Origin of the sequence: Microbacterium sp. AG157, from assembly GCF_003385695.1 — a bacterium.
Classification (GTDB): Bacteria; Actinomycetota; Actinomycetes; order Actinomycetales; family Microbacteriaceae; genus Microbacterium; species Microbacterium testaceum.
This window is the reverse complement of the sequence record NZ_QRDK01000001.1, coordinates 34,612-54,374: the sequence shown is the minus strand read 5'-3', so window position 1 is coordinate 54,374 and position 19,763 is coordinate 34,612. Positions and strand designations below refer to the sequence as shown.

General features: G+C 70.2%; 28 protein-coding genes. 15 read left to right on the top strand and 13 right to left on the bottom strand.

Going from position 1 to position 19,763, the window contains the following annotated elements:
• Both DEU35_RS00320 and DEU35_RS00315 read left to right on the top strand, forming a co-directional pair.
• The gene (locus DEU35_RS00320) at positions 1–675 is read left to right on the top strand and encodes an SDR family oxidoreductase (protein ID WP_116238311.1); all 675 of its coding nucleotides are present in this window, start codon (positions 1–3) and stop codon (positions 673–675) included.
• Entirely contained in the window at positions 672–1,448 is a 777-nt protein-coding gene (locus DEU35_RS00315) for an isocitrate lyase/phosphoenolpyruvate mutase family protein (protein WP_103210743.1), read from the top strand. The genes DEU35_RS00320 and DEU35_RS00315 overlap by 4 nt, the downstream gene beginning before the upstream one ends.
• Positions 1,449–1,511: 63 nt before the next feature.
• Here DEU35_RS00315 and DEU35_RS00310 read toward each other — a convergent pair whose 3' ends face one another.
• From DEU35_RS00310 to DEU35_RS00300, 3 genes are all read right to left on the bottom strand, one after another.
• Positions 1,512–2,165: an LON peptidase substrate-binding domain-containing protein gene (locus tag DEU35_RS00310; RefSeq protein ID WP_103210745.1), complete on the bottom strand. Its 654-nt coding sequence runs from the start codon at positions 2,163–2,165 to the stop codon at positions 1,512–1,514.
• Positions 2,166–2,239: 74 nt separating this feature from the next.
• Complete coding sequence (locus DEU35_RS00305) at positions 2,240–3,295, bottom strand: aromatic acid exporter family protein (RefSeq protein WP_307723121.1); 1,056 nt, start codon at positions 3,293–3,295, stop codon at positions 2,240–2,242.
• A 2-nt stretch (positions 3,296–3,297) separates the two neighbouring features.
• Complete coding sequence (locus tag DEU35_RS00300; protein WP_103210747.1) at positions 3,298–3,666, bottom strand: helix-turn-helix domain-containing protein; 369 nt, start codon at positions 3,664–3,666, stop codon at positions 3,298–3,300.
• Between the two features lie 93 nt (positions 3,667–3,759).
• Between DEU35_RS00300 and DEU35_RS00295 the strand changes: the two genes are divergently transcribed.
• Positions 3,760–4,620, top strand: a complete 861-nt coding sequence (locus DEU35_RS00295; RefSeq protein WP_103210749.1) for an SDR family oxidoreductase — start codon at positions 3,760–3,762, stop codon at positions 4,618–4,620.
• A 41-nt stretch (positions 4,621–4,661) separates the two neighbouring features.
• Here the strand turns inward: DEU35_RS00295 and DEU35_RS00290 are convergent, their stop codons facing one another.
• Entirely contained in the window at positions 4,662–5,024 is a 363-nt protein-coding gene (locus DEU35_RS00290) for a DUF2834 domain-containing protein (protein ID WP_103210752.1), read from the bottom strand.
• Positions 5,025–5,076: 52 nt separating this feature from the next.
• Here DEU35_RS00290 and DEU35_RS00285 point away from each other — a divergent pair, with 52 nt between their 5' ends.
• The 3 genes from DEU35_RS00285 (at position 5,077) to DEU35_RS00275 (ending at position 7,128) form a co-directional block, all read left to right on the top strand.
• Complete coding sequence (locus tag DEU35_RS00285; protein WP_103210754.1) at positions 5,077–5,418, top strand: TraR/DksA C4-type zinc finger protein; 342 nt, start codon at positions 5,077–5,079, stop codon at positions 5,416–5,418.
• Between the two features lie 53 nt (positions 5,419–5,471).
• Complete coding sequence (locus DEU35_RS00280) at positions 5,472–5,687, top strand: SCO4848 family membrane protein (protein WP_103210757.1); 216 nt, start codon at positions 5,472–5,474, stop codon at positions 5,685–5,687.
• 133 nt (positions 5,688–5,820) lie between these two features.
• Entirely contained in the window at positions 5,821–7,128 is a 1,308-nt protein-coding gene (locus DEU35_RS00275; RefSeq protein WP_116238310.1) for an MFS transporter, read from the top strand.
• Here the strand turns inward: DEU35_RS00275 and DEU35_RS00270 are convergent.
• Together DEU35_RS00270 and DEU35_RS00265 are read right to left on the bottom strand one after the other, a co-directional pair.
• Positions 7,058–7,789: a membrane protein insertase YidC gene (locus DEU35_RS00270; protein ID WP_116238309.1), complete on the bottom strand. Its 732-nt coding sequence runs from the start codon at positions 7,787–7,789 to the stop codon at positions 7,058–7,060. The genes DEU35_RS00275 and DEU35_RS00270 overlap by 71 nt on opposite strands.
• Before the next feature lie 118 nt (positions 7,790–7,907).
• Positions 7,908–8,186 (bottom strand): DUF6412 domain-containing protein, encoded by a 279-nt coding sequence (locus DEU35_RS00265; protein ID WP_218026316.1) that lies wholly within the window; start codon positions 8,184–8,186, stop codon positions 7,908–7,910.
• A 61-nt stretch (positions 8,187–8,247) separates the two neighbouring features.
• Here DEU35_RS00265 and DEU35_RS00260 point away from each other — a divergent pair, with 61 nt between their 5' ends.
• Positions 8,248–8,757, top strand: coding sequence for a glycine cleavage system protein R (locus DEU35_RS00260; protein WP_116238308.1), 510 nt, complete (start codon positions 8,248–8,250; stop codon positions 8,755–8,757).
• A 110-nt stretch (positions 8,758–8,867) separates the two neighbouring features.
• Here DEU35_RS00260 and DEU35_RS00255 read toward each other — a convergent pair whose 3' ends face one another.
• The gene (locus DEU35_RS00255; protein WP_116238307.1) at positions 8,868–9,251 is read right to left on the bottom strand and encodes a DUF3054 domain-containing protein; all 384 of its coding nucleotides are present in this window, start codon (positions 9,249–9,251) and stop codon (positions 8,868–8,870) included.
• A gap of 110 nt (positions 9,252–9,361) precedes the next feature.
• Here DEU35_RS00255 and DEU35_RS00250 point away from each other — a divergent pair, with 110 nt between their 5' ends.
• Positions 9,362–9,793 (top strand): VanZ family protein, encoded by a 432-nt coding sequence (locus DEU35_RS00250; RefSeq protein ID WP_103210769.1) that lies wholly within the window; start codon positions 9,362–9,364, stop codon positions 9,791–9,793.
• 7 nt (positions 9,794–9,800) lie between these two features.
• On the opposite strand, the gene DEU35_RS00245 is transcribed toward DEU35_RS00250, so the two are convergent.
• Positions 9,801–10,877: a HAMP domain-containing sensor histidine kinase gene (locus tag DEU35_RS00245; RefSeq protein ID WP_116238305.1), complete on the bottom strand. Its 1,077-nt coding sequence runs from the start codon at positions 10,875–10,877 to the stop codon at positions 9,801–9,803.
• Positions 10,870–11,538, bottom strand: coding sequence for a response regulator transcription factor (locus DEU35_RS00240; protein WP_116238304.1), 669 nt, complete (start codon positions 11,536–11,538; stop codon positions 10,870–10,872). Before DEU35_RS00240 ends, DEU35_RS00245 begins: the two co-directional genes overlap by 8 nt.
• 94 nt (positions 11,539–11,632) lie before the next feature.
• On the opposite strand from DEU35_RS00240, the gene DEU35_RS00235 reads away from it, so the two are divergent.
• Entirely contained in the window at positions 11,633–12,136 is a 504-nt protein-coding gene (locus DEU35_RS00235) for a metallophosphoesterase (protein ID WP_103210775.1), read from the top strand.
• Positions 12,137–12,214: 78 nt separating this feature from the next.
• Positions 12,215–12,820 carry a M15 family metallopeptidase gene (locus DEU35_RS00230; RefSeq protein ID WP_103210777.1) on the top strand — a complete coding sequence of 202 codons (606 nt, stop codon included), beginning with the start codon at positions 12,215–12,217 and terminating at the stop codon, positions 12,818–12,820.
• A gap of 47 nt (positions 12,821–12,867) precedes the next feature.
• Here DEU35_RS00230 and DEU35_RS00225 read toward each other — a convergent pair whose 3' ends face one another.
• Positions 12,868–14,052 (bottom strand): acyl-CoA desaturase, encoded by a 1,185-nt coding sequence (locus DEU35_RS00225; protein ID WP_396652074.1) that lies wholly within the window; start codon positions 14,050–14,052, stop codon positions 12,868–12,870.
• 150 nt (positions 14,053–14,202) lie between these two features.
• Complete coding sequence (locus tag DEU35_RS00220) at positions 14,203–14,406, bottom strand: cold-shock protein (RefSeq protein WP_013583139.1); 204 nt, start codon at positions 14,404–14,406, stop codon at positions 14,203–14,205.
• Positions 14,407–14,936: 530 nt separating this feature from the next.
• On the opposite strand from DEU35_RS00220, the gene DEU35_RS00210 reads away from it, so the two are divergent.
• Both DEU35_RS00210 and DEU35_RS00205 read left to right on the top strand, forming a co-directional pair.
• Positions 14,937–15,287, top strand: a complete 351-nt coding sequence (locus tag DEU35_RS00210; RefSeq protein ID WP_116238303.1) for a biopolymer transporter Tol — start codon at positions 14,937–14,939, stop codon at positions 15,285–15,287.
• A gap of 50 nt (positions 15,288–15,337) precedes the next feature.
• A complete protein-coding gene (locus tag DEU35_RS00205) occupies positions 15,338–15,829 on the top strand; it encodes a pyridoxamine 5'-phosphate oxidase family protein (RefSeq protein WP_116238302.1) in 492 nt (163 codons plus the stop codon).
• 49 nt (positions 15,830–15,878) lie between these two features.
• Here the strand turns inward: DEU35_RS00205 and DEU35_RS17330 are convergent, their stop codons facing one another.
• Positions 15,879–16,010 (bottom strand): hypothetical protein, encoded by a 132-nt coding sequence (locus DEU35_RS17330; RefSeq protein WP_258027975.1) that lies wholly within the window; start codon positions 16,008–16,010, stop codon positions 15,879–15,881.
• Between DEU35_RS17330 and DEU35_RS17500 the strand changes: the two genes are divergently transcribed.
• Together DEU35_RS17500 and DEU35_RS00195 are read left to right on the top strand one after the other, a co-directional pair.
• Positions 16,009–16,278, top strand: a complete 270-nt coding sequence (locus DEU35_RS17500; protein ID WP_309545564.1) for a DUF2256 domain-containing protein — start codon at positions 16,009–16,011, stop codon at positions 16,276–16,278. The genes DEU35_RS17330 and DEU35_RS17500 overlap by 2 nt on opposite strands.
• Positions 16,275–17,738, top strand: coding sequence for a cryptochrome/photolyase family protein (locus DEU35_RS00195; protein ID WP_181904527.1), 1,464 nt, complete (start codon positions 16,275–16,277; stop codon positions 17,736–17,738). Before DEU35_RS17500 ends, DEU35_RS00195 begins: the two co-directional genes overlap by 4 nt.
• Positions 17,739–17,814: 76 nt before the next feature.
• Here DEU35_RS00195 and DEU35_RS00190 read toward each other — a convergent pair whose 3' ends face one another.
• On the bottom strand, positions 17,815–18,030 hold the full coding sequence (locus tag DEU35_RS00190; RefSeq protein WP_103210869.1) for a DUF2945 domain-containing protein: 216 nt from the start codon (positions 18,028–18,030) through the stop codon (positions 17,815–17,817).
• A 181-nt stretch (positions 18,031–18,211) separates the two neighbouring features.
• Between DEU35_RS00190 and DEU35_RS00185 the strand changes: the two genes are divergently transcribed.
• Positions 18,212–19,741: a catalase gene (locus tag DEU35_RS00185; RefSeq protein WP_116238300.1), complete on the top strand. Its 1,530-nt coding sequence runs from the start codon at positions 18,212–18,214 to the stop codon at positions 19,739–19,741.
• Positions 19,742–19,763 lie beyond the last annotated feature (22 nt).

The following is a 19,763-nucleotide window of genomic DNA, read 5'->3' as shown; positions in this document are numbered from 1 at the left end:
ATGGAACGCATCGTGATCATCGGAGGGCACGGCAAGGTGGCCCTCCACCTGGCTCGGCTGCTCGCCGACCGGGGCGACGAGGCGACGTCGGTCATCCGCAAGACGGAGCAGTCGTCCGACGTCGAGAAGGCGGGCGGCACACCGCTCGTGCTCGACGTCGAGAAGGCCGATGTCGACGAGATGGCCGAGGCCTTCTCGGGAGCCGACGCGGTGGTCTGGGCGGCGGGAGCGGGCGGCGGCAGCGCCGAGCGCACCTACGCGGTCGACCGCGATGCCGCGCAACGAGCGATCGACGCGGCCTCGAAGGCCGGCGTCCGGCGCTTCGTCATGGTGTCGTGGATCGGCTCGACGCCGGACCACGGCATCGACCCGGACGACTCCTTCTTCGCCTACGCCGACGCGAAGCTCGCCGCCGACGACCATCTCCGCGCCAGCGATCTGGACTGGACCATTCTGGGTCCCGGGACGCTCACGACGGACGAGCCCACCGGCCGCATCACCACCGCGCCCCAGGGCAAGGCGGAGGTCTCTCGTGCGGACGTGGCGGCCGTCGTCGCCGCGGTGCTCGTGCAGCCCGCCTCGGTGGGGCGGTTCATCCGTTTCGGCGCGGGTGAGACGCTCATCGCCGAGGCCATCGTGGCCGATGCCGGTCGTTCGGAGGGGGGACAGGCATGAGCGCCCTGAGCGAAAGGGCCGAGTCCTTTGCGAAGCTGCACACCGCCCCCGAGATCCTGCGGGTCGTGAACGTGTGGGACGTCGTCTCGGCCCGCGCGATCGCGGCCCTGCCCGAGACCCGGGCCCTCGCCACGGCCGGACACTCGATCGCCGCGACCTTCGGGTACGAGGACGGAGAGAACATCCCGCTCGAGGTGATGCTGGACATGGTGGGGCGTATCGTCGCCGCGGTGGACGTGCCGGTGACGGCCGACCTCGACGCCGGCTTCGGCGACCCGGGCGAGACGACGCGTCGCGCGATCGGGGTGGGCGTCGTCGGCGCGAACGTCGAGGACCGGGTCAAGCCGTTCGATGAGGCGGTGGCCGCGGTCGAGGCCGTGATCGCGGCGGGTGAGGCCGAGGGCGTCCCCTTCGTGCTCAACGCGCGCACCGACGTCTTCGTCAAGGGTGGCGATCGGCCACTCGACGACAAGATCGCGGATGCGGTGAAGCGCGGCCGCGCCTTCCTCGACGCCGGAGCGACCTCGGTGTTCGTTCCCGGTCTGCTCGACGCCGAGACAACCCGTCGGCTGGTCGAGGGGCTCGGAGACCAGCGGTTGAGTGTCATCGGCTTCCCCGGAGCACTGTCAGCCGGAGAATACGAGAAGCTCGGCGTCGCTCGGATCTCGTACGGCCCGCTCACGCAGCGCGTCGCCCTGACCGCGCTGCAGGACCTCGCCATCGACCTCTACGGCGACGGGGTCATTCCGTCGTCGGTGCGCGAACTCAACTGACGAGAGGGTCGGGGCGTCACTCGCCCCGCGTGGCGTCCCGGCCCTCTCCCGGTGTTCGCGGGCTCAGTCCTCGTCGGTCGGTCCCTCGTCGTCGACGACGATCACGCCGTCGGGAACGGGGTCGCCGAGCAACGGCTCGGCCGCGAGGGTGAGGTCGATCGTGGCGCGCAAGAGGCCGCCGAGAGTCATCGACCGCAGCAGCTCCATCTGGTCGAGTTCTCCGAGCGGGGCGATCGCCGCGACCTGCCATGCGCGGGGGAGCGGCTCCTCCGCCAGCTCCACCTCGGGATCCCACCGCGTTCCGCCGAACAGTTGCGCGCGGCCGAGCACGCGACGCACGATTCGCTCGGCTTCCTCGAGGAGGGGGAGAAGAGCATCGTTCCACTCGAGGTCGGGAAGCGCGCGTATGTCGGCCCTCGGGTAGGGGTCGTCGTCGAGCCACGCGACGATCTCGAAACGTTCGGTTCCCCGCGCGACGATCTGCATCTGGCCGGCCTGCGGAACCACCTGGCTGAGCTGCGCCATCGTGCCGAGGGGGAAGCGCTGATCCCCGCCACCGGTCTCGCTGCCACGCTCGATGAGGACGACGCCGAAGGCAGGATCCGTCTCATCGAGCAGGCGTCCGAGCATGACGAGATAACGCTCCTCGAAGATCCGCAACGCGAGGGGCGTGTGCGGGAAGAGCACGGCCCCGAGGGGGAACATCGCGGTACCCATGTCCTCAGTCAACCAGGGGAGGACCGACCCGGGGGCGAGTGGGCGCGATCAGCGAGAGAGTTCCCAGGTGGAGGTCACTCGTGCTCGTCGCGCAGCGTCTGGTGGACGCGGTGGAGGTCCATCAGCAGGGAGCCCACGAGCACCCAGTGCGCGGTCGACGGCGTTCGGATCTGCAGGGGACGCGTGAGGGCCGGCTCCTCGTCGACCGCGCGCTCGGGGCCCGCGTCGAGGGCGAAGGCCAGTCGCACGTCGTGCGCGGCGCGATGCAACTGCTCGGCGATCGCGCGGACGGCGGGTTCGTCGGCGATCGTCTGCTCGTAGCCGTCGTAGACCGCGCGGGTCATCCCGATGGTCTGTGTTACGACGGGGCTGAAGCGGTCGACGAGTGCATCCATCTCCGCGAGGTCGGTGCGGTGTCGGCCGCTGCGGGGGTTCAGCGCCAGCGAGTCGGCTCCGTCGCGGATCGCGTCGGCTGCGGCATCCCGAACCGGACGGAGAAGGCGTGCTTCGAGGAGAAGTCCCTCGAGAGAGGCCGGCGTCTGCGGAGTTTCGAGGGCATCGGCGAGACGCTCGAGCGCCGCGGCGAGTTCGCGACCGAGGACGTCGACCTTCGTCCGAGCGGGGGGAACGAGCACGGGAGGCACGAGGACGGCGTTCACGACGATGCCGATGGCCGCGCCGATGAGGGTCTCGAGCACGCGGTCGAGGGCGTAGTTCGGGGTCGCCGTGCCCAGGGCGAGCACGAGCAGGGCGCTGATGGCGATCTGATTGGTCGCTCCGGGGGAGATGCGCGCGGCCCATGCCACCAGGAGCGCCACCCCGGCGGAGAGCAGCGCCACCCAGGGCTGCGACCCGAACACCAGACCGAGCAGAGCCGCGATGAGGACGCCGACGATCACGCCCACACTGCGCTCGACCGCCCGGGTGAAGGACTGATTGATGCTCGGCTGCACCACCAGCAGCGCGGCGATGGCGGCGAAGATCGGCGGAGGACCCTGCACGAGCCACCCGGCGAGCAGCCACGCGGCGACGATCGCGATGGCCGACTTGGCAACCTGGAGCAGCGGCACACGGCGCGGGGCGCGGAAGGTGAGACTGTCGCGCATGGCGCGGGCAGAGGGAACGCGCACGCTCACTCCCGCGGGCCGACGATGTCGTTCGCGTTGTCGGCCACCCAGCCCATTAGGGGGATGACGTGCGTCATGAGGTCGTGTCCGAGGTCGGTCAGCGCGTACTCGACGCGCGGCGGCACTTCGGGGTAGGCGGTGCGCAGGACCAAGCCGTCGGCCTCGAGCGTCTTCAGCGTGCTCGCGAGCATCTTCTCGCTGATCCCGTCGATGTTGCGCCGCAGAGCTCCCCATCGCTGGGTGCCGTCCGAGAGCGTGAGAAGCACGAGGATGCCCCACTTGCCCATCACGTGATCCAGGACCGTGCGGGTCGGGCACCCGTCGGCGAAGATTCCGGGGTGTTCGGCGCGCATCGACGCAAGACTGACGCTCATGTGAGTACCTAACCACAAAGTGGGTACCGGCATTTCGGAATGGTGAGGTCGACGGGGCGTTGAGCCCCACGAACCCATCGAAAGGATTCCACCATGACCCTCCTCGTCACCGCCGCTTCCGGTCACCTCGGTCGCCTCGTCATCGACGCTCTGCTCGAGCGCGACGTTCCCGCATCCGACATCGTGGCGGGCGTGCGTACGCCCGCCAGGGTCGACGACCTCGCGGCCCGCGGAATCCGCGTCGCCGAGCTCGACTACGCCCGCCCCGAGACCTTCGCCCCCGCTCTCGCGGGCGTGACGCGCGTGCTGCTCATCTCGGGCACCGACGCCGACCGCGTCGCTCAGCACCGCGCCGTCGTCGAGGCCGTCCGCGCCGCCGGCATCGAGCGTCTCGTGTACACCAGCGCTCCGCGCGTCGACGAGGTCGATTACGCCCTCGGCGCCGACCACAAGGCCACCGAGCAGGCCATTGCGGACTCGGGAGTGAGCGCCACGATCCTGCGCCACAACTGGTACACCGAGAACTACCTCGACACCGTCGCGCGTGCAGCAGACACCGGCGAGATCGTCGCGGCGACCGGCGATGCCCGCGTGGCGAGCGCGAGCCGTCGCGACTATGCCGAAGCGGCGGCGATCGCCCTGACCACCGACGAGCTGGCCGGTCGGACCGTCGAGGTCGGTGGCGACGTCGCATGGACCTACGACGAACTCGCCGCGGCCGCGTCCGAGGTGCTCGGCCGACCGGTGACCTACACGCGCGTCTCGGTCGAGCAACTGACGGAGGGGCTGAAGGCGGCGGGACTGGATGCCGGCACCGCGGCGTTCGTGGCCGGGATCGACGACGCGATCGCCCGCGGCGCGCTGGGCACGACCGACGGCTCGCTGTCGCGCATCATCGGTCGCCCCACCACCCCGCTGGCCGAGGGCCTGCGTCAGGGTCTCGCCGCGCGCTGAGCGCTCGCGTCGCGACGTCCAGGCTGAGGGTCCGGTGCGCCTCATGAGAGGCGTGCCGGACCCTCTGCGGCGAGGGCGGTGATGCGCCGCTGGCGCATCGCGAGGAACAGAGGGAAGGTGAACGCGAAAGCGGTCACCCCCGAGAGCACGACGTACAGCCACACGAAGCGCATGCCGAGCCGTCGCCCCTCGACGATCACGAAGATGCTCCCCGCGACCGCGACGACGAGCAGGTCGACGGTGATCGACGACACCGCCGGTCCGCTGGACACGAGATCGCCGAAGAAGTCCCGCATCTGCACGATCGCGAAGACGTTGAAGGTCCACGTGCCCACGAGACCGGCGAGGGCCAGCACGAGGAAGGCCGCGGCGGTGGGGGTCCAGTGTCGTCGGAGTGCGCTCATGAGCCGATCCTCCCGCAGCCCGCATGTCGGCGGTGGGGGCTAGCGTCGAAGGATGGATGCCACGACGGCGACGCGCATGCTCGACGACCGCGAGCGCGAGGTGGAGCACCGCCTCTCGCGCTTGCGCGACGATGAAGCGAGCCTGCGGCACGACCGTGCCGATGCCACGGCCGACGATGAGCACGACCCCGAGGGCTCGACGCTGTCGGGGGAGTGGGCCCAGGTCGATGCCCTCCGCCGGGGCGCCGAAGCGGAGCAGGCCGAGATCGCCGCGGCGCGCGAGCGAGTGGCATCCGGGACGTTCGGCGTGTGCGAGAACTGCGAGCAGCCGATCGCCGACGCCCGGCTCGAGGTGCTCCCATTCGCGCGCCGCTGCATCGCGTGCGCGGCGTGAGCTCCGGGTCGCGGCTGAAGAAGCGAGGGGCAGGCGGCGCTTAGGCTCGACGCATGGAACCCGTCCTCATCGCGCTGCTGTTCGCCAACGCCGTCTTCAACGTCGTCGTCTGGCCGCGTTTCTACGTGCGAGTCGCGAAAGACCCCCGCGCCAAGAACGCCGCGGGCAAGGCCACACCGTTCCTCATCGTGCACACGGTGCTCATCGGTCTGGCCCTCGTGCTCGCGGTCGCGTCGGTGATCGCCGCGATCGCCGCTCTCGTCAGCTGATACCGGGCGCCCAGGCGCCCCGGAGGTGCCCGCGGTAGACTCATAGCGCGGGATTTCCCGCCGCACTCTGTGCAACTACCTACCGGTCCGGCAAGGCGGCACGTTCCATCGCCCCTCCCTGGAGACCCGCTACATGACCGCGCCCGCCGTCGACCATCGGCCCCTGATCCACCACACCGGCTTCTGGTATTTCCCGGTCGCCTTCGTGGCTCGGTTGCCGTTCGCGATGATGACCGTCGGCGTCCTCGCCCTCGTCGTCGCGCTGCGCGGTTCGGTCGCCCTTGGCGGGTTGACCTCCGCGGCCGTGGGTCTCGGCGTCGTCGTCGCGGGCCCCGTGCTCGGTGACCTCGCCGACAGGTACGGGCAGCGTCGCGTGCTCGTGCCGGTGGGGCTGGCCAACGGCATCCTGCTGGCGGTCTTCCCCCTCGTGGTGGAATTCGCGACCTCCGACGCCCTGCTGCTCGGAGCGGCCGTGGCGATCGGCCTGACCGGTCCCCAAACCGCGGCGATGTCGCGCAGTCGCGTGATGGCGCTCATCGGTCTGCGCGTGCGCCCCGAGCGGCGCGACCGGACATTCTCGCGCGCCATGGCCTACGAGTCGGCGGCCGACGAGACCGCCTTCGTCATCGGGCCGTTCGTGGTCGGTGTGCTGGCGGCGGTGATCGCTCCCTGGGCGCCGATCGCGGGGGCCGCGATCCTCAGCTTCGTCTTCGTGACCGCCTTCGCCCTGCACCCCACCGGCCGCGTTGTCCCCGAGCGCTCGGAGCGTACCGCGATGGCGCCGATGCGCGAGGTGATGCACCCGCGCATGCTCGTGCTCGTGGCCGCCGTGTTCGGCGTCGGTCTGTTCTTCGGCTCCACTCTCACCTCGTTGACGGCGTTCATGGAGGCGCAGGGGGCGCCCGAGGCGGGTGCGCTGCTGTACGGCGTGATGGGCGTGGGCTCCGCGGTGCTGGCCCTCGCCGTCGCCCTCGTCCCCGAGCGTTTCCCGTTGCGCTGGCGCCTCGTGCTGTTCGCCAGTGTGCTGACGGCCTCCGCCGGGGCGTACTCGGTCGGCGGATCCGTGCCGACCGTGACCCTCGTGCTGTGCCTCATGGGCATCGGGGTCGGCCCGGCTCTCGTCACGCTCTTCAGCCTCGCCGGACACCGCGCGCCGCGCGGCCGGTCGGCCTCGACGATGACGATCCTCGCCTCGGCGCTGACTCTCGCGCAGGCGCTGTCGTCGGCCGTGGCCGGGGCGGTGGCCGAGAACGTGTCCGTCGCCACCGCGATGCTCTTCCCCGCCGGAGCCGCGCTCCTCGTGCTCGCCATGGCGGCGGTGAACGCCGCGGCCGCACCGCGGTGGGACCGGGCGTTCCCCGCCGCCGGTCTCAGCGCGGCAGCGGGTAGCGTCGCCGCAGCAGCAGACGCTGGCACAGCGTCCACGCGGTCGTCACGGTGAGGTAGAGCCCGGCCGCCAGCGGCACGAACAGTGCCACGCAGGCCGTCGTGAACGGCAGGATGCCGACCATCCCCGTCGTCCACGCGGGAGCCGAGGGATCGACCGCGGGGCGCAACAGCCGACGCGTCAACTCGGCGACGCCGGCGATCACGGCGACGAGCACCGCGAAGACGGCGAGGGTCGTGGCATCCGCCGTCCCCGTCGACAGGGCGCCGACGAGACTCCGGCCGAGCGGAGCGCCCAGGACGTCGTATTCGAGCAGGGTGTTGACGTGTCCGCCGACCTGCGGGTGCAGGAACACCGCGTAGAGCAGTCCGACGACGGGCGCCTGCGCCAGGACGGGCAGGCATCCGGCGAAGGGCGAGGCGCCCTCGTCGCGGTACAGCTGCATCGTCTCGCGCTGCAGGCGTTCGCGGTTCTTGGCCCACCGCTTCTGCAGGGTGCGAAGCCGCGGAGCGAGGCGGGCCCGCGTCTGCTCGGCGCGCGCCTGCGACACTCCGACGGGGACGAGCAGCACCCGCACCGCCAGCGTCACGACGACGACGGCGACAGCGGCGGCGAGACCCCCGGTGAGGGGTTCGAGGAACGAGGTGAGAGCGAGCAGAGCGCGCGTCGTCAGGTCGAGCAGGAGGGCGAGGGGCGGAAAGGCGAAGAGGTCCACGGGGCATCCCATCAGAGCGAGTGATCACGGGCTGATCGGTCGCGGGGCGCACCGACGGCGCGCGGGCGACCGGCGTCGCGGTCACCGCCGAACCGTCGCCGAAGCGACGAGGCAGGAGCTACGCGACGCGGGTCACGAGCCCCGGCGCTCGAGGGCGCGGGTGACCCGCGGCGTCGGGATCGCTCTGGGGAAGGGATGCCGAGGGGTCGATCGGCCGTGCGGACGGCGGCGGTGTCGCGGCGACGAGCGCCGGTGCCACGACGAGGACGATCACGGCGGTCAGCACGACGGCCGCGGCGAGAACCACCGCCAGCAGGGGCGCGCCGCCGCCGGGGGTCAGCGCGAGCTCGGCCGTGGACAGGAGCAGGTTGAACGCGGCGATCAGCGATGCGATCACGAACTCACCCCCTCCGGTTGAACACCCACGGTAGCAGCGCGGGTGTCGCTACGCTGTCGCCATGACCACCCTCGTCCTCACCGTCGTCGGCGACGATCGCGCGGGCCTCGTGTCCGCGGTCGCCGACATTGTCGACGCCCACGGCGGCAACTGGGAGAACAGCGAGCTCGCCGAACTCGCGGGGGCCTTCGCCGGGATCATCGAGGTCTCGGTCGCCGCCGAACGCGCCGACGCGGTGCGTACGGCGCTCGAAGGACTCGCTGGCACGCTCACCGTCACCGTTCACGCGGGAGCGGGATCGGCCGGGCCGGCGGGGCGTACCGTCACGTTCGACGTGGTCGGCAACGACCGCCCCGGGATCGTCCGCGAGGTCTCGGCCGCCCTCGGCGTGCACGGCGCGAGCATCGAACGCATGTCGACTCAGACGACGGATGCCGCGATGGCGGGCGGACGCCTGTTCGAGGCGTCGATCACCGCGACGGTGGAACCCGACGTCTCCGTCGACGACCTCGTGGCGCAGCTCGAGCGCCTCGCGACCGAGATTCAGGTCGACGTCACGCTCGCGGACTGAGTTCTGCGGGTCCGAGGCCGCAGCTCGACGCGCCGGGGGTTTCCACGGAGCGGGAAAGGGAGCCGCGGGCCTGCGCATGCCGCGTCTGACGCGAGCGCAGACGCTCGGCTTCAGGCCCGCCGCGACCGCGACGCGAGGCGGGCGATCGCGCGCCACCCCAGCAGCAGGACCGCCAGCGTGATCGTGGCGACGATGATGAACGCCACCGCGACCCCCTGACCGCTGAGCGCGCGCAGCACCATGCCCAGGGCCACGGTGATGGCCCACACGGGCAGGCCCGTCTTGACGACGGCGACCGGGCGTCGCCAGGCGCGCGTCGCCAGCCAGCCGACGAGCAGCGCCACCGCGAACGGCCAGGCGGTGGTGGCGAGCCCCGAACCGAACGGACCCAACACGTCGCCGTCATGGGTCGCCCGGCCGATCGCGGCGAAGACGACGACGAGCACGACGTCGATGATCAGGGCGAGCACGGGGAAACGGCGCGAAGGGGACACGCTCCCATTGTCCCGCGCGCCGGCGGGCCTATCGTCCGCGTATCGCGAGACCGAGACACCGGGGCAACAGCTCGGTCGATGGGATGGATCCTTCCGAACCTGGAGGCCGCATGTCCGCTCGTTCCATCTTCACCCCCGCGCGCGTGCTGACCGCGGGGGCCGTGCTCGCCGCCGTCGCCGCGCTGACCCTCGCGCCTCGCGCGATCGCGTGGCCGGCCCGCACCCTCGTCCTCGACGCGCTCGATCACCTGCCGCCGTCGTGGAGCGCGCTCGTGCTCGGCGCGGGCGCCGACGTCGCCCTCAACATCGCGTTCTTCGTGCCCCTCGGTGCCGCGATCGCATTGCTGCTGCCGTTGCGGTGGGCGCCGGCATCCCTCCTGCTGTGTGCACTCGTGTCCCTCGCGGTCGAGGCGCTGCAGGCGGGGATCCCCGGTCGGGTTCCGGATGCCGAGGACGTGGTGTCGAACACGATCGGCGCCGCGATCGGGACGGTCGTCGTCATCGCTGTTCGCCTGACGGCGCGGGGAGCGGGGCGCCGCTGATCCTCCGTCAGCGCGGCAGGCGCAGTCGGGCGTGCAGACCGCCGCCCTCTCGCGGCCATAGCTCGAGGCGGCCGCGGTGCGCGCGGGCGATCGAGGCCACGATCGCGAGCCCGAGTCCCGTGCCGTCGGCGCGCCCGCGCGTGCGGCCGGTCCCGCGCACGAAGGGCTCGGGGAGGGTGGCCACGAGCTCGCGGGAGAGCTCCTCGCCGCTGTTGACGACGTCGACGATGACCTCGTCGAGCTCGCCGCTCACCGCGACGCGCACCCAGCCGTTCTCGACGTTGTGCACGAGGGCGTTGCGAACCAGGTTCGTCACCGCCTGGTGCACGAGCGTCTCGTCGAGCCGTGCGATCCCGCCCGAAGCTCCGGCCAGCGCCAGGTCGAGACCCGCGGCGCCGCCCTCGGCCTCGGCCAGCACGGTCGCGACGAGGTCGTCGATTCCCGTCGGCTCGGGAGACAGAGCGCCACCGCGCGTCGATCGGGCGAGGGCGAGCAGTGCCTCGGTCAGACGGATCGCGCGCTCGTTCGTGAGGTCGAGGCGATGGAGGAGCCGCTCCAGGTCGACGCCCGCGGGGTCGGCCCGGGCCACCTCGAGGAGCGTGCGCATCGTCGCGTGCGGCGTGCGCAGTTCGTGGGACGCGTTGGCGGCGAACCGTCTCTGCTCGTCCAGCGTCTCCTCGACGCGGGCGAGCATCGCGTCGAAGGTGTCGGCGAGGTCGGTGAGTTCGTCGCGGCGCCCCGGCAGGTCGACGCGGTGCGCGAGATCGCCGTCGCGCACCGCACGGGCGGCATCCGTGATCCGATGGAGCGGGCGCAGCATGAGCCCCGAGACGATCCAGCCGCCGCCGAGGCCGACCACCGCGAGAGCGCCGACGGCGAACCACGCGTACCGGACGAACACCTCGGTGAGGTCGCGGCGCCGCGGGGTGAAGATGCCGCTCTCGGAGTAGAGGTTGCCCTCGGGAAGGAACCGCAGGACCAGGAACCCGACCACGAACACCGCGATCCCCACGATCACGACGAAACCGGCGTAGCTCAGGGTCAACTTGAGGCGCACCGAGAGCCCGGGGGCGCGTTCACGCATCGGCGGGGCCCATGCGGTAGCCGACGCCCGCGACCGTCTGGATGAGCCACGGCTCGCCGAGGCGCTTACGCAGCGTCGAGATCGTGATGCGCACGGCGTTGGTGAACGGGTCGGCGTTCTCGTCCCACGCGCGCTCGAGCAGGTTCTCTGCGCTGACCACCCCGCCGCCCGCATCCATGAGCACCTGGAGCACCGCGAACTGCTTACGGGTCAGCGACACGTAGCGCCCGTCGCGATAGACCTCGCGGCGGAAGGGATCGAGCCGGATGCCGTGCTGCTCGAGCACCGGCGGGGTCGAGGCCGCCGGGCGACGCGCGAGGGCGCGCAGGCGCATCACCAGCTCACGCAGGACGAACGGCTTCGTCAGGTAGTCGTCGGCGCCGCTCTCGAAGCCGCGGGCCTTGTCGTCGAGCCGGTCGGCGGCCGTGAGCATGAGCACCCGCGGGGCGGCGGCTTGCGCGCTCAGATGGCGGGCGATCTCGTCGCCGTCCGGACCGGGGATGTCGCGGTCCAGCACCACCACGTCGTAGGCGGTGTAGCCGAGCACCTCGAGAGCCGTGTCTCCGTCGCCGGCGATGTCGGCCGCGATCGCCTCGAGACGGAGCCCGTCGCGGATGGCCTCGGCGAGGAAGGGTTCGTCCTCGACGATCAGCACGCGCATCCCGTCATCGTAGGCGGGGACGTGTATCGCGGACGTATGCGCGGGTGCGACGTTCGGTCGCCCGGTCACCGAGACCCGTGGGTAGCGTGGGGGCATGGCGACCCGACTGCTCCTCGTGGCCGATACGCACGTGCCGAAGCGGGCGCGCGCTCTGCCCGCGGCGGTGCGCGAGGCGGCATCCCGGGCCGATCTGATCGTGCACGCGGGCGACTGGGTGAGCGCGAGCGTGCTCGACGACCTCGAGAGGCTCGGTCCGGTGCTGGGCGTCTGGGGCAACAACGATGGCGACGACCTGCGTTCGCGGCTGCCCGAGATCGCACGCGCCGAGTTCGAGGGGGTGCGCGTCGCCGTCGTCCACGAGACGGGGACGTCGGCCGGGCGAGAGAAGCGGATGGATGCCGCCTTCCCCGACGTCGACCTGCTGGTGTTCGGGCACAGCCACATCCCGTGGGACTCCGTCACCCCGAACGGTCTGCGCCTTCTCAATCCGGGTTCGCCGACCGACCGCCGCCGCCAGCCCGCGTGCACCCTGATGACCGCGACCCTCTCTGCCGGCGAGATCCGAGACGTGGTGCTGCACGAGGTCTCACGCGACTGAGCTATCGACGCGGGGGTATCGCCGTCGTATGGTCCCCGCCATACGGCCCGGCAACGCGGGCCCGGCTCGAATGGGGGCATGGCATCTTCGGCATCCCGCACTCGATCCCCCTCCCGCGGCCGTATCGCATTCGTCGCTGTCGCGGTCGGTCTTGCCATCGTCCTCACCGCGGTCGCGGCAGTGCTCGCGATGAGCACGGCGTCGTCGTTGTCGGCCGGGCTGAGCGCGCACGCGCCGTTCTCGCCGACCGAGGCCGAGGGGATGATCCCCGCCGAGGCGCCGCTGACGGTCGACGACGATCAGCACCCCGCGATGACCGGGCTCGACGGTGAGCTGCGCGATGCTCTGCGCTCGGCCCAGCGGGCCGCTGAGGTCGACGGGATCGTCTTCGACGTCACCAGCGGATGGCGCAGCGCCGACTACCAGCGGTGGCTGCTGGGGGATGCGATCCGCACCTACGGCTCCGAAGCGATCGCGCGACAGTACGTCGCCTCGCCCGAGGGGTCGAGTCATGTCACCGGTCACGCCGTCGACATCGGCTCGCTCGACGCGCAGCTGTGGATCATCGATCACGGACGTGAGTGGGGTCTGTGTCAGACCTACGCCAATGAGCGGTGGCACTTCGAGAAGGCCACGGACGCCGGAGGAGAATGCCCCGCGCCGATGGCGGACGCGCGCGGGTGAACGACGACGGCGCCGCCCCGGAGGGGACGGCGCCGTCGTCGGGATGCCTACTCGACGTTGAGCTGACGCGTTGGAGAGGTCAGCGGGCAGTCGAAGGGGTCGCGGGCGGCCAGGCCGACCCGATTGAGGTACGCGATGACGATGCCGTACGACTGCAACAGCGTGGTCTCGACGTAGGGCACGTTCAGCGTCGCGCAGTGCTCGCGCACGATGGCGCGGGCCTTGCTGAGATGCGGGCGCGGCATGTTCGGGAACAGGTGGTGCTCGATCTGGTAGTTCAGCCCGCCCATGAGCCACGTGGCCCACCAGCCGCCGGAGATGTTGCGCGAGGTGCGCACCTGCTTGCTGAAGAAGTCGAGCTTCGCGCCGGGCGCGATGATCGGCATGCCCTTGTGGTTGGGAGCGAACGACGCTCCCATGTAGATGCCGAAGACCGCCACCGAGACGCCGAAGAAGGCGAAGGCGAGCCCCACGGGCAGGAAGATGAAGATCGGCGCGATGAAGAGCGCGTGGCGCAGCGTCAGCAGGGCGATCTCGCTCCAGCGACCCTTGACCTCGCCTCGAGAGAACAGGTGCCGGAAGGCCAGAACGTACAGGTTGATGCCCTCGAACGCCAGCAGTGGGAAGAACAGGTACCCCTGACGTCGGGTGATCCAGCGTTGGATACCGCGGGCTTTGGCGGCGTCGACGTCGAGGAACGAGATCGTGTCGATCTCGATGTCGGGGTCTTTGTCCACCCGGTTCGGATTCGCGTGGTGGCGCGTGTGCTTCGACGCCCACCACGAACGGCTCATGCCCACGATGCCGTTGCCGATGAGCAGGCCCAGGCGGTCGTTGGCGGGTCCCGAGGCGAAGATCTGCCGGTGCGCGGCCTCGTGGGCGAGGAAGGCGACCTGCGTGAACAGGATGCCGAGCACCGCTGCGACGATCAACTGGAACCAGCTGTCGCCGAGGAGGATGAAGCCGGTCACGCACCCGGCTAAGCCGAGCACGATGGCGCCGGCGACGACGGAGTAGAACACCGGAGTGCGAACGAGCAGTCCGCTCTCACGGACGACCTGAGACAGCTCTGTGTAGGCCTTGGTGATCGGGGGGAATTCGGTGGTACCGGAATAGGTCTGACGAACGGGGCCGAGACGGGACTCGACGACGGTGGAGGCTATGTTCTGCTCCTCGGATCGGGAAGGACCGGGGTGGACGGCGGAGCGGCTACTCCGTGCTGAGGCCCACACTACGGCTGGCCGTATGGGCGACTCGGAATACGTCGCGATGCTCAGCGGGCTCTCGGGAAACCGAAACCCAGCGAGCGAAAACGTGCCGGAAACCGACGAAAGCCGGGTCGTCGCGATGGCGACGAACCCGGCTCTCGAGGTAAGCGGAGCTTAGAGGGGGCGGATGTTCGCCGCCTGCATGCCCTTGGGGCCCTGCTCAGCGTCGAATTCGACCTTCTGTGCTTCCGTGAGCTCCTTGAAGCCGTTGCCCTGGATCGCGCTGAAGTGCGCGAACAGGTCGGCGGAGCCGTCGTCGGGAGCAATGAAGCCGTAGCCCTTTTCGGAGTTGAACCATTTCACGGTGCCAGTGGCCATCGTGTTCTTCCTTTATTCATGTTGGGCCGCAATGCGGCCGTGGGCGCCGCTCCGACGAGTGCGGAGCGGACGGGGACGCCGCGTCACCGTGGTGGTGGCGCGTACGCGATGCCCGTCGACGGCGGCCTGAGCCGCGTCGACGGACGTGTGGACACCGAGATTTTCGCCGAGGGGGCCCTGGGCTTCGAAGCCCGAGGTTCCCGCGCCGACGAAACCGGCGTAGTCGGATCCGACCGTCGCGACGTACACGTCGAGATCGGCCTGGCGCCACGATAGTGGCGAGGGGTGAAGCAGAGACACAAGAACTTTCCGCGAGTGCGAGGCGAGGACCGAAGCCGTCGAGCGAGGCACGCGATGGTGAGAGGGGGGATTGCTGTCGGAAACGGCTCGGCGCCGTGCGCCCGGCATCTCAGCGATGAGGCGGGCGTCGATGAAGCAAGTCCCAGAACGAATACTGACCACGGTAGCACGGATGCTGCTCTGATGCCCGAGAGATTTCCCGACCGACGTCGAGCGGGTGCACTGGGGTCATGGCATCCGGAGACGACACCACCGACGATCAGCGCTGGCTCGTGGTCGACGGGCGGCGCTGGCGGCGGACCGATCCAGAGCTCCCCGACGACGTGACGACGCGGCTGCGGTCGCACCTGGGCGCGGCGCGGTCCGCCGTGCGCGTGGCGAAGAAGAACGGCGATGACGACGCGGTCGCCGCCGCGCGCGAGCGCGTGGGCGCCGCGAAACACGGTCTGGGGGAGCGGGGGCCGCGCTGGTGGCACGACGAGGTCGAGGCCCGTGTGAGCCGGGCCCGCGACGCGCTGGAGCAGCTCGACCTGCTCATGCCTGCGAAGAGAGCAGACGGGGCGGCCGACGTCAACGCGTAGCGCGGGGGGTCCCCACGCGATTCGCTGGAGGTTCGAACCGAGGGAGTCCCATGTCCACCACCGCATCCGAGCTCGACACGCTCAACGACCTGCTCAAGAAGTTCCGCTTCGCCATGGTCACCACTCGCGCCGAGGACGGCGCGCTGCACGCGCACCCGCTGACGGTGCAGGAGAACGAGTCCGACGGCGACCTGTGGTTCATCGTCGGCACGCACGCCTCGGCCGTCGAGCACGTGCGTCGCGACCCGAAGGTCGGCCTGTCGTTCAGCACCGACGGTACCTGGCTCTCGCTCGCGGGTGAGGCCGAGGTGATCGACGACCTCGCCAAGCTCAAGGAGCTGTGGTCGACGAGCGTCGAGGCATGGTTCCCCGACGGCCCCGAGTCGCCCGGCGTGACGCTGCTGAAGGTGTCGGCGCTGTCCGGCGAGTACTGGGGGAGCGCCGGGGGACGCCTTGCCACGGCGATCGCCCTGGTCACCTCGAAGGTCACGGGGGAGCGACCCCAGGGTGGCGAGAACGAGAAGTTCGACCTGACCGACTGAGAGCACTGCCCGGAGCCCCGCACCGCGAGAGTGCGGGGCTCCTTTCGTGTCAGCCCCCCGAGGGGTTGTCGACCGGGGCGCCGCCCTCGTCGGTCGTGTCGGGGATCGCGGGGGCGTCGGCGGTCTCGAGCTCGTCGGGCTCGTCGGCGGTGTCGTGCGTGCGGCGCGGTGTCGTGTCCATGGCCCCACCCGACCACGCCGGTGGCGGCTGCCGCGCGGGCCTTGCGCGAACCGGATCGGCGTGCTGGCGCAAGCCCCCGGATGCCGCGGGTGCGCTTTGCGACGATGACGGCATGTCACGGCCCGAGGTGCGCTCCAAGCCCTGCGCTCACTGCGGACGCCCGTTCACCGACCGCAAACGGTGGAGCGGGCGTGACCAGTGGGACCAGGTGCTGTACTGCTCGCGCGGTTGCCGGGCGAATGCCGCGAAGCAGAGGAGGCGCGCGTGAAGGCCGCGCTGATCCTCGCGACGCAGCAGTTCGCCGAGCACCCCGCGTACTCCGACGAGGACATCCAGGAGTTCTTCTTCATCGAGTCGGCACCTCGATTCGCCAAGTTGCCGTACCACCGGCACAAGATCGTGCTTCTGCTGTCGGCGATGCGCCACACGGCCGCCCGCCTCGAAGCCGAGGGGAGGACCGTCCGCCGGATCACCCTCGACGACGGCCTCTCTTTCAAGGCCGGCCTCGAGAAGCTGTTGAAGACGCACCGGGTGACCGAGCTGACGTGGATGAGCGATCCGAACCGACCCGTCGACGAGCGGATCGCCCGCATCTGCGCCGATCACGACATCGAGACCGATGTGCTCTCGGACGGGCTCTTCCTCACGCCCGAAGAAGACGTCGACGGCTGGTTCGCCGAGCACCCGACGCCGCTGATGGAGGACTTCTACCACTGGCAGCGCCGGCGCACCGGCATCCTGATGGACGGGGGTAGACCCGCCGGTCGCCGCTGGAACTTCGACGCCGACAACCGCAAGGCGCTACCGAAGAAGGGCGTGGAGATTCCGCCCCTGCCGCAGGTCGAGCACGACGAGATCACCCGCGCGGTCATCGCCGAGGTCGACGAGCGCTACCCCGAGCATCCCGGCAGCGCCGGGGACTTCTGGCTGCCGGTCACCCCCGAGGAATCCCGCGACTGGCTCGACGTCTTCGTCGCGGAGCGCCTCCACGACTTCGGCCGCTACGAAGACGCCATGAGGGCCGACGAGCCGTTCCTCTTCCACGCGATCATCTCGCCGTTGCTGAACATCGGTCTGCTCACCGTCGAGGAAGTGGTCGCCGCGGCGACCCGGACCGACGCACCCCTGGCATCCGTCGAGGGGTTCGTCCGTCAGGTGATCGGATGGCGCGAGTACATGCGCGGCATGTACCGGGCGCACCCGAAGCTCGAGCACGTCAACGCGCTGCACCTCGAGAAGCGCATCGAGAAGTACTGGTACTCGGGCGACCGGATGCCGCGGGACCTGCCTCTCCCCGTGCGCACGGTGCTCGAGCGGGTGCACCGGTGGGGCTACGCGCACCACATCGAGCGGCTGATGGTGCTGGGCAACTGGTTCCTGCTGCAGGGATACGCGCCGCGGCAGGTGAACGCGTGGTTCCTCGCGCTCTTCGTCGATGCGTACGACTGGGTGATGGTGCCGAACGTCATGGGCATGAGCCAGTTCGCCGACGGCGGGTTCGTCGCGACCAAACCGTACGTGTCGGGCGGGGCCTACCTGCAGAAGATGGGCTCGTGGTGGCCCTCGGCCCAGGATGCCAAGGACTCGGTGTTCACCGACGCGTACTGGGCGTTCCTCGAACGGCACGAGGACGTGCTGGCGGGAAATCACCGCCTCGGGCTGGCGCTGGCGCAGATGCGGAAGCGGCGGGACGAGCGGGATCCGGACGGTGACGGGCCGAACTCCTGAGAGACACGCCGTGCGCTCCGCCGACGCGCGCGAGGAGGCTCTCCGGTGCCACCGACTCAGGAGTCCGGCCCGGCGTTCAACTCTTCAGCTTGTTCAGCGCCGAACCCTTGTGCGCGGCCTTCGAGCCGGATTTCTCGGACTTCACGATGTAGGCCGGGTCGTCGTCGGATGCCGTGAACTTCTGGCCGTCGTGCTGGAAGTCCTTCGTCTTCTTCTCGACGACCTCGCCCTGCGTGCGTCCCTGCGGGGTGTCCCAGCTGACGCGGTCGCCCTTCGACAGATCCTTCGACATGCTCTCGTTCCTCTCGTTCGGTTCCGCCATGCTGTCGAGTCGAGGCGGAGCCTCTCGGGGGATTGACACCATCGGGGGCCTACGTGTTCGGCGGCGGATGCGCAATGCCTCGGCGATGTCGGACCCCCTGCGTACCGTCTAAGTGGGCCTTCGTTTCGCGGCCCACGACGTGAGGAGAGCTATGACCGAGCCGACCACCACAAACGGCGGGGCGCCCGTCGCCAGCGACGAGCATTCCCAGAGCGTCGGAGCCGATGGCTCGATCGCTCTCACCGACCATTACCTCATCGAGAAGCTCGCGCAGTTCAACCGCGAGCGAGTGCCCGAGCGGGTGGTCCACGCCAAGGGCGGCGGCGCGTTTGGAACGTTCCGCACGACCGGTGACGTGTCCGCATACACACGGGCAGCGCTGTTCCAGCCGGGCGTCGAGACCGAGATGCTCGCACGCTTCTCGTCGGTCGCCGGCGAGCAGGGCAGCCCCGACACCTGGCGCGACCCGCGCGGGTTCTCGCTGAAGTTCTACACGACCGAGGGCAACTACGACCTCGTGGGCAACAACACCCCGGTCTTCTTCGTGAAAGACGGCATCAAGTTCCCCGACTTCATCCGCTCGCAGAAGCGCCTCCCGGGCAGCCACCTGCGCGACAACACGATGCAGTGGGACTTCTGGACGTTGTCCCCCGAGAGTGCGCACCAGGTCACCTGGCTGATGGGCGACCGTGGCATCCCGGCATCCTGGCGCCACATGAACGGCTACGGCTCGCACACGTATCAGTGGATCAACGCCGAGGGTGAGAGGTTCTGGGTCAAGTACCACTTCCACACCGACCTCGGTCACAAGACGCTGACCCAAGACGAGGCCGACCAGATCGCCGGGCAAGATGCCGACTTCCACATCCGCGACCTGTACGCCGCGATCGAGCGGCAGGAGTTTCCGACGTGGACGCTCAAGGTGCAGATCATGCCGTACGAGGACGCGAAGACCTACCGCTTCAACCCGTTCGATCTGACGAAGGTGTGGCCGCACAGCGATTACCCCGAGATCGAGGTGGGCACCATGGAGCTCAACCGCAACCCGGGCAACTACTTCGCCGAGATCGAGCAGGCCGCCTTCGAGCCGTCGAACTTCGTGCCCGGCATCGACGGCAGCCCCGACAAGATGCTGCAGGCGCGCATCTTCAGCTACGCCGACGCGCACCGCTACCGCGTGGGCACGAACTACCAGCAACTGCCGGTGAATCGTCCGCACACCGAGGTGCATTCGTACTCGAAAGAGGGAGCGATGCGCTTCGAGTACAACCCGCCCGAGGTGCCCGTCTACGCGCCGAACTCGGTGGGCGGCCCGGCGGCCGACCCGCGCCGCGCGGGCGACGGGGGATGGCACAGCGACGGCGAACTCGTACGCTCGGCCGCGACCCTGCACGCCGAGGACGACGACTGGGGCCAGGCAGGAACCCTCGTGTGCGAGGTCATGACGGCTGAGGAACGCGACCGTCTCGTCGAGACGATCACCGGACACGTCGGAGGGGTGACGCGCGCCGAGGTGCGCGATCGCGCCGTGCAGTACTGGAAGAACGTGGATGCCGAGATCGGCTCGCGTGTCGAGGCGGGGCTCCCGCCGCTCGAGGGGTCGACCGCCCCGGGCGAACAGCTCAGCGAGCCCAACCCCGACGGCGATCTCGTCGGACGGGATGTGGCGGGTCGCGTCTGACCGCGGGGTGATCCGGCCGGCG

Bases quoted from the DNA above. Each gene is read 5' to 3' on its own strand.
- DEU35_RS00285 (WP_103210754.1), top strand. From the start codon at position 5,077: ATGGATGCCACGACGGCGACGCGCATGCTCGACGACCGCGAGCGCGAG.
- DEU35_RS00190 (WP_103210869.1), bottom strand. From the start codon at position 18,030: ATGTCGAAGGATCTGTCGAAGGGCGACCGCGTCAGCTGGGACACCCCG.
- DEU35_RS00210 (WP_116238303.1), top strand. From the start codon at position 14,937: ATGGCATCCGGAGACGACACCACCGACGATCAGCGCTGGCTCGTGGTC.
- DEU35_RS00280 (WP_103210757.1), top strand. From the start codon at position 5,472: ATGGAACCCGTCCTCATCGCGCTGCTGTTCGCCAACGCCGTCTTCAAC.
- DEU35_RS00300 (WP_103210747.1), bottom strand. From the start codon at position 3,666: ATGAGCGTCAGTCTTGCGTCGATGCGCGCCGAACACCCCGGAATCTTC.
- DEU35_RS00185 (WP_116238300.1), top strand. From the start codon at position 18,212: ATGACCGAGCCGACCACCACAAACGGCGGGGCGCCCGTCGCCAGCGAC.
- DEU35_RS00320 (WP_116238311.1), top strand. From the start codon at position 1: ATGGAACGCATCGTGATCATCGGAGGGCACGGCAAGGTGGCCCTCCAC.
- DEU35_RS00310 (WP_103210745.1), bottom strand. From the start codon at position 2,165: ATGGGTACCGCGATGTTCCCCCTCGGGGCCGTGCTCTTCCCGCACACG.
- DEU35_RS00205 (WP_116238302.1), top strand. From the start codon at position 15,338: ATGTCCACCACCGCATCCGAGCTCGACACGCTCAACGACCTGCTCAAG.
- DEU35_RS00295 (WP_103210749.1), top strand. From the start codon at position 3,760: ATGACCCTCCTCGTCACCGCCGCTTCCGGTCACCTCGGTCGCCTCGTC.
- DEU35_RS00235 (WP_103210775.1), top strand. From the start codon at position 11,633: ATGGCGACCCGACTGCTCCTCGTGGCCGATACGCACGTGCCGAAGCGG.
- DEU35_RS17330 (WP_258027975.1), bottom strand. From the start codon at position 16,010: ATGGACACGACACCGCGCCGCACGCACGACACCGCCGACGAGCCCGAC.
- DEU35_RS00275 (WP_116238310.1), top strand. From the start codon at position 5,821: ATGACCGCGCCCGCCGTCGACCATCGGCCCCTGATCCACCACACCGGC.
- DEU35_RS00230 (WP_103210777.1), top strand. From the start codon at position 12,215: ATGGCATCTTCGGCATCCCGCACTCGATCCCCCTCCCGCGGCCGTATC.
- DEU35_RS00220 (WP_013583139.1), bottom strand. From the start codon at position 14,406: ATGGCCACTGGCACCGTGAAATGGTTCAACTCCGAAAAGGGCTACGGC.
- DEU35_RS00250 (WP_103210769.1), top strand. From the start codon at position 9,362: ATGTCCGCTCGTTCCATCTTCACCCCCGCGCGCGTGCTGACCGCGGGG.
- DEU35_RS00260 (WP_116238308.1), top strand. From the start codon at position 8,248: ATGACCACCCTCGTCCTCACCGTCGTCGGCGACGATCGCGCGGGCCTC.
- DEU35_RS17500 (WP_309545564.1), top strand. From the start codon at position 16,009: ATGGCCCCACCCGACCACGCCGGTGGCGGCTGCCGCGCGGGCCTTGCG.
- DEU35_RS00240 (WP_116238304.1), bottom strand. From the start codon at position 11,538: ATGCGCGTGCTGATCGTCGAGGACGAACCCTTCCTCGCCGAGGCCATC.
- DEU35_RS00315 (WP_103210743.1), top strand. From the start codon at position 672: ATGAGCGCCCTGAGCGAAAGGGCCGAGTCCTTTGCGAAGCTGCACACC.
- DEU35_RS00290 (WP_103210752.1), bottom strand. From the start codon at position 5,024: ATGAGCGCACTCCGACGACACTGGACCCCCACCGCCGCGGCCTTCCTC.
- DEU35_RS00245 (WP_116238305.1), bottom strand. From the start codon at position 10,877: ATGCGTGAACGCGCCCCCGGGCTCTCGGTGCGCCTCAAGTTGACCCTG.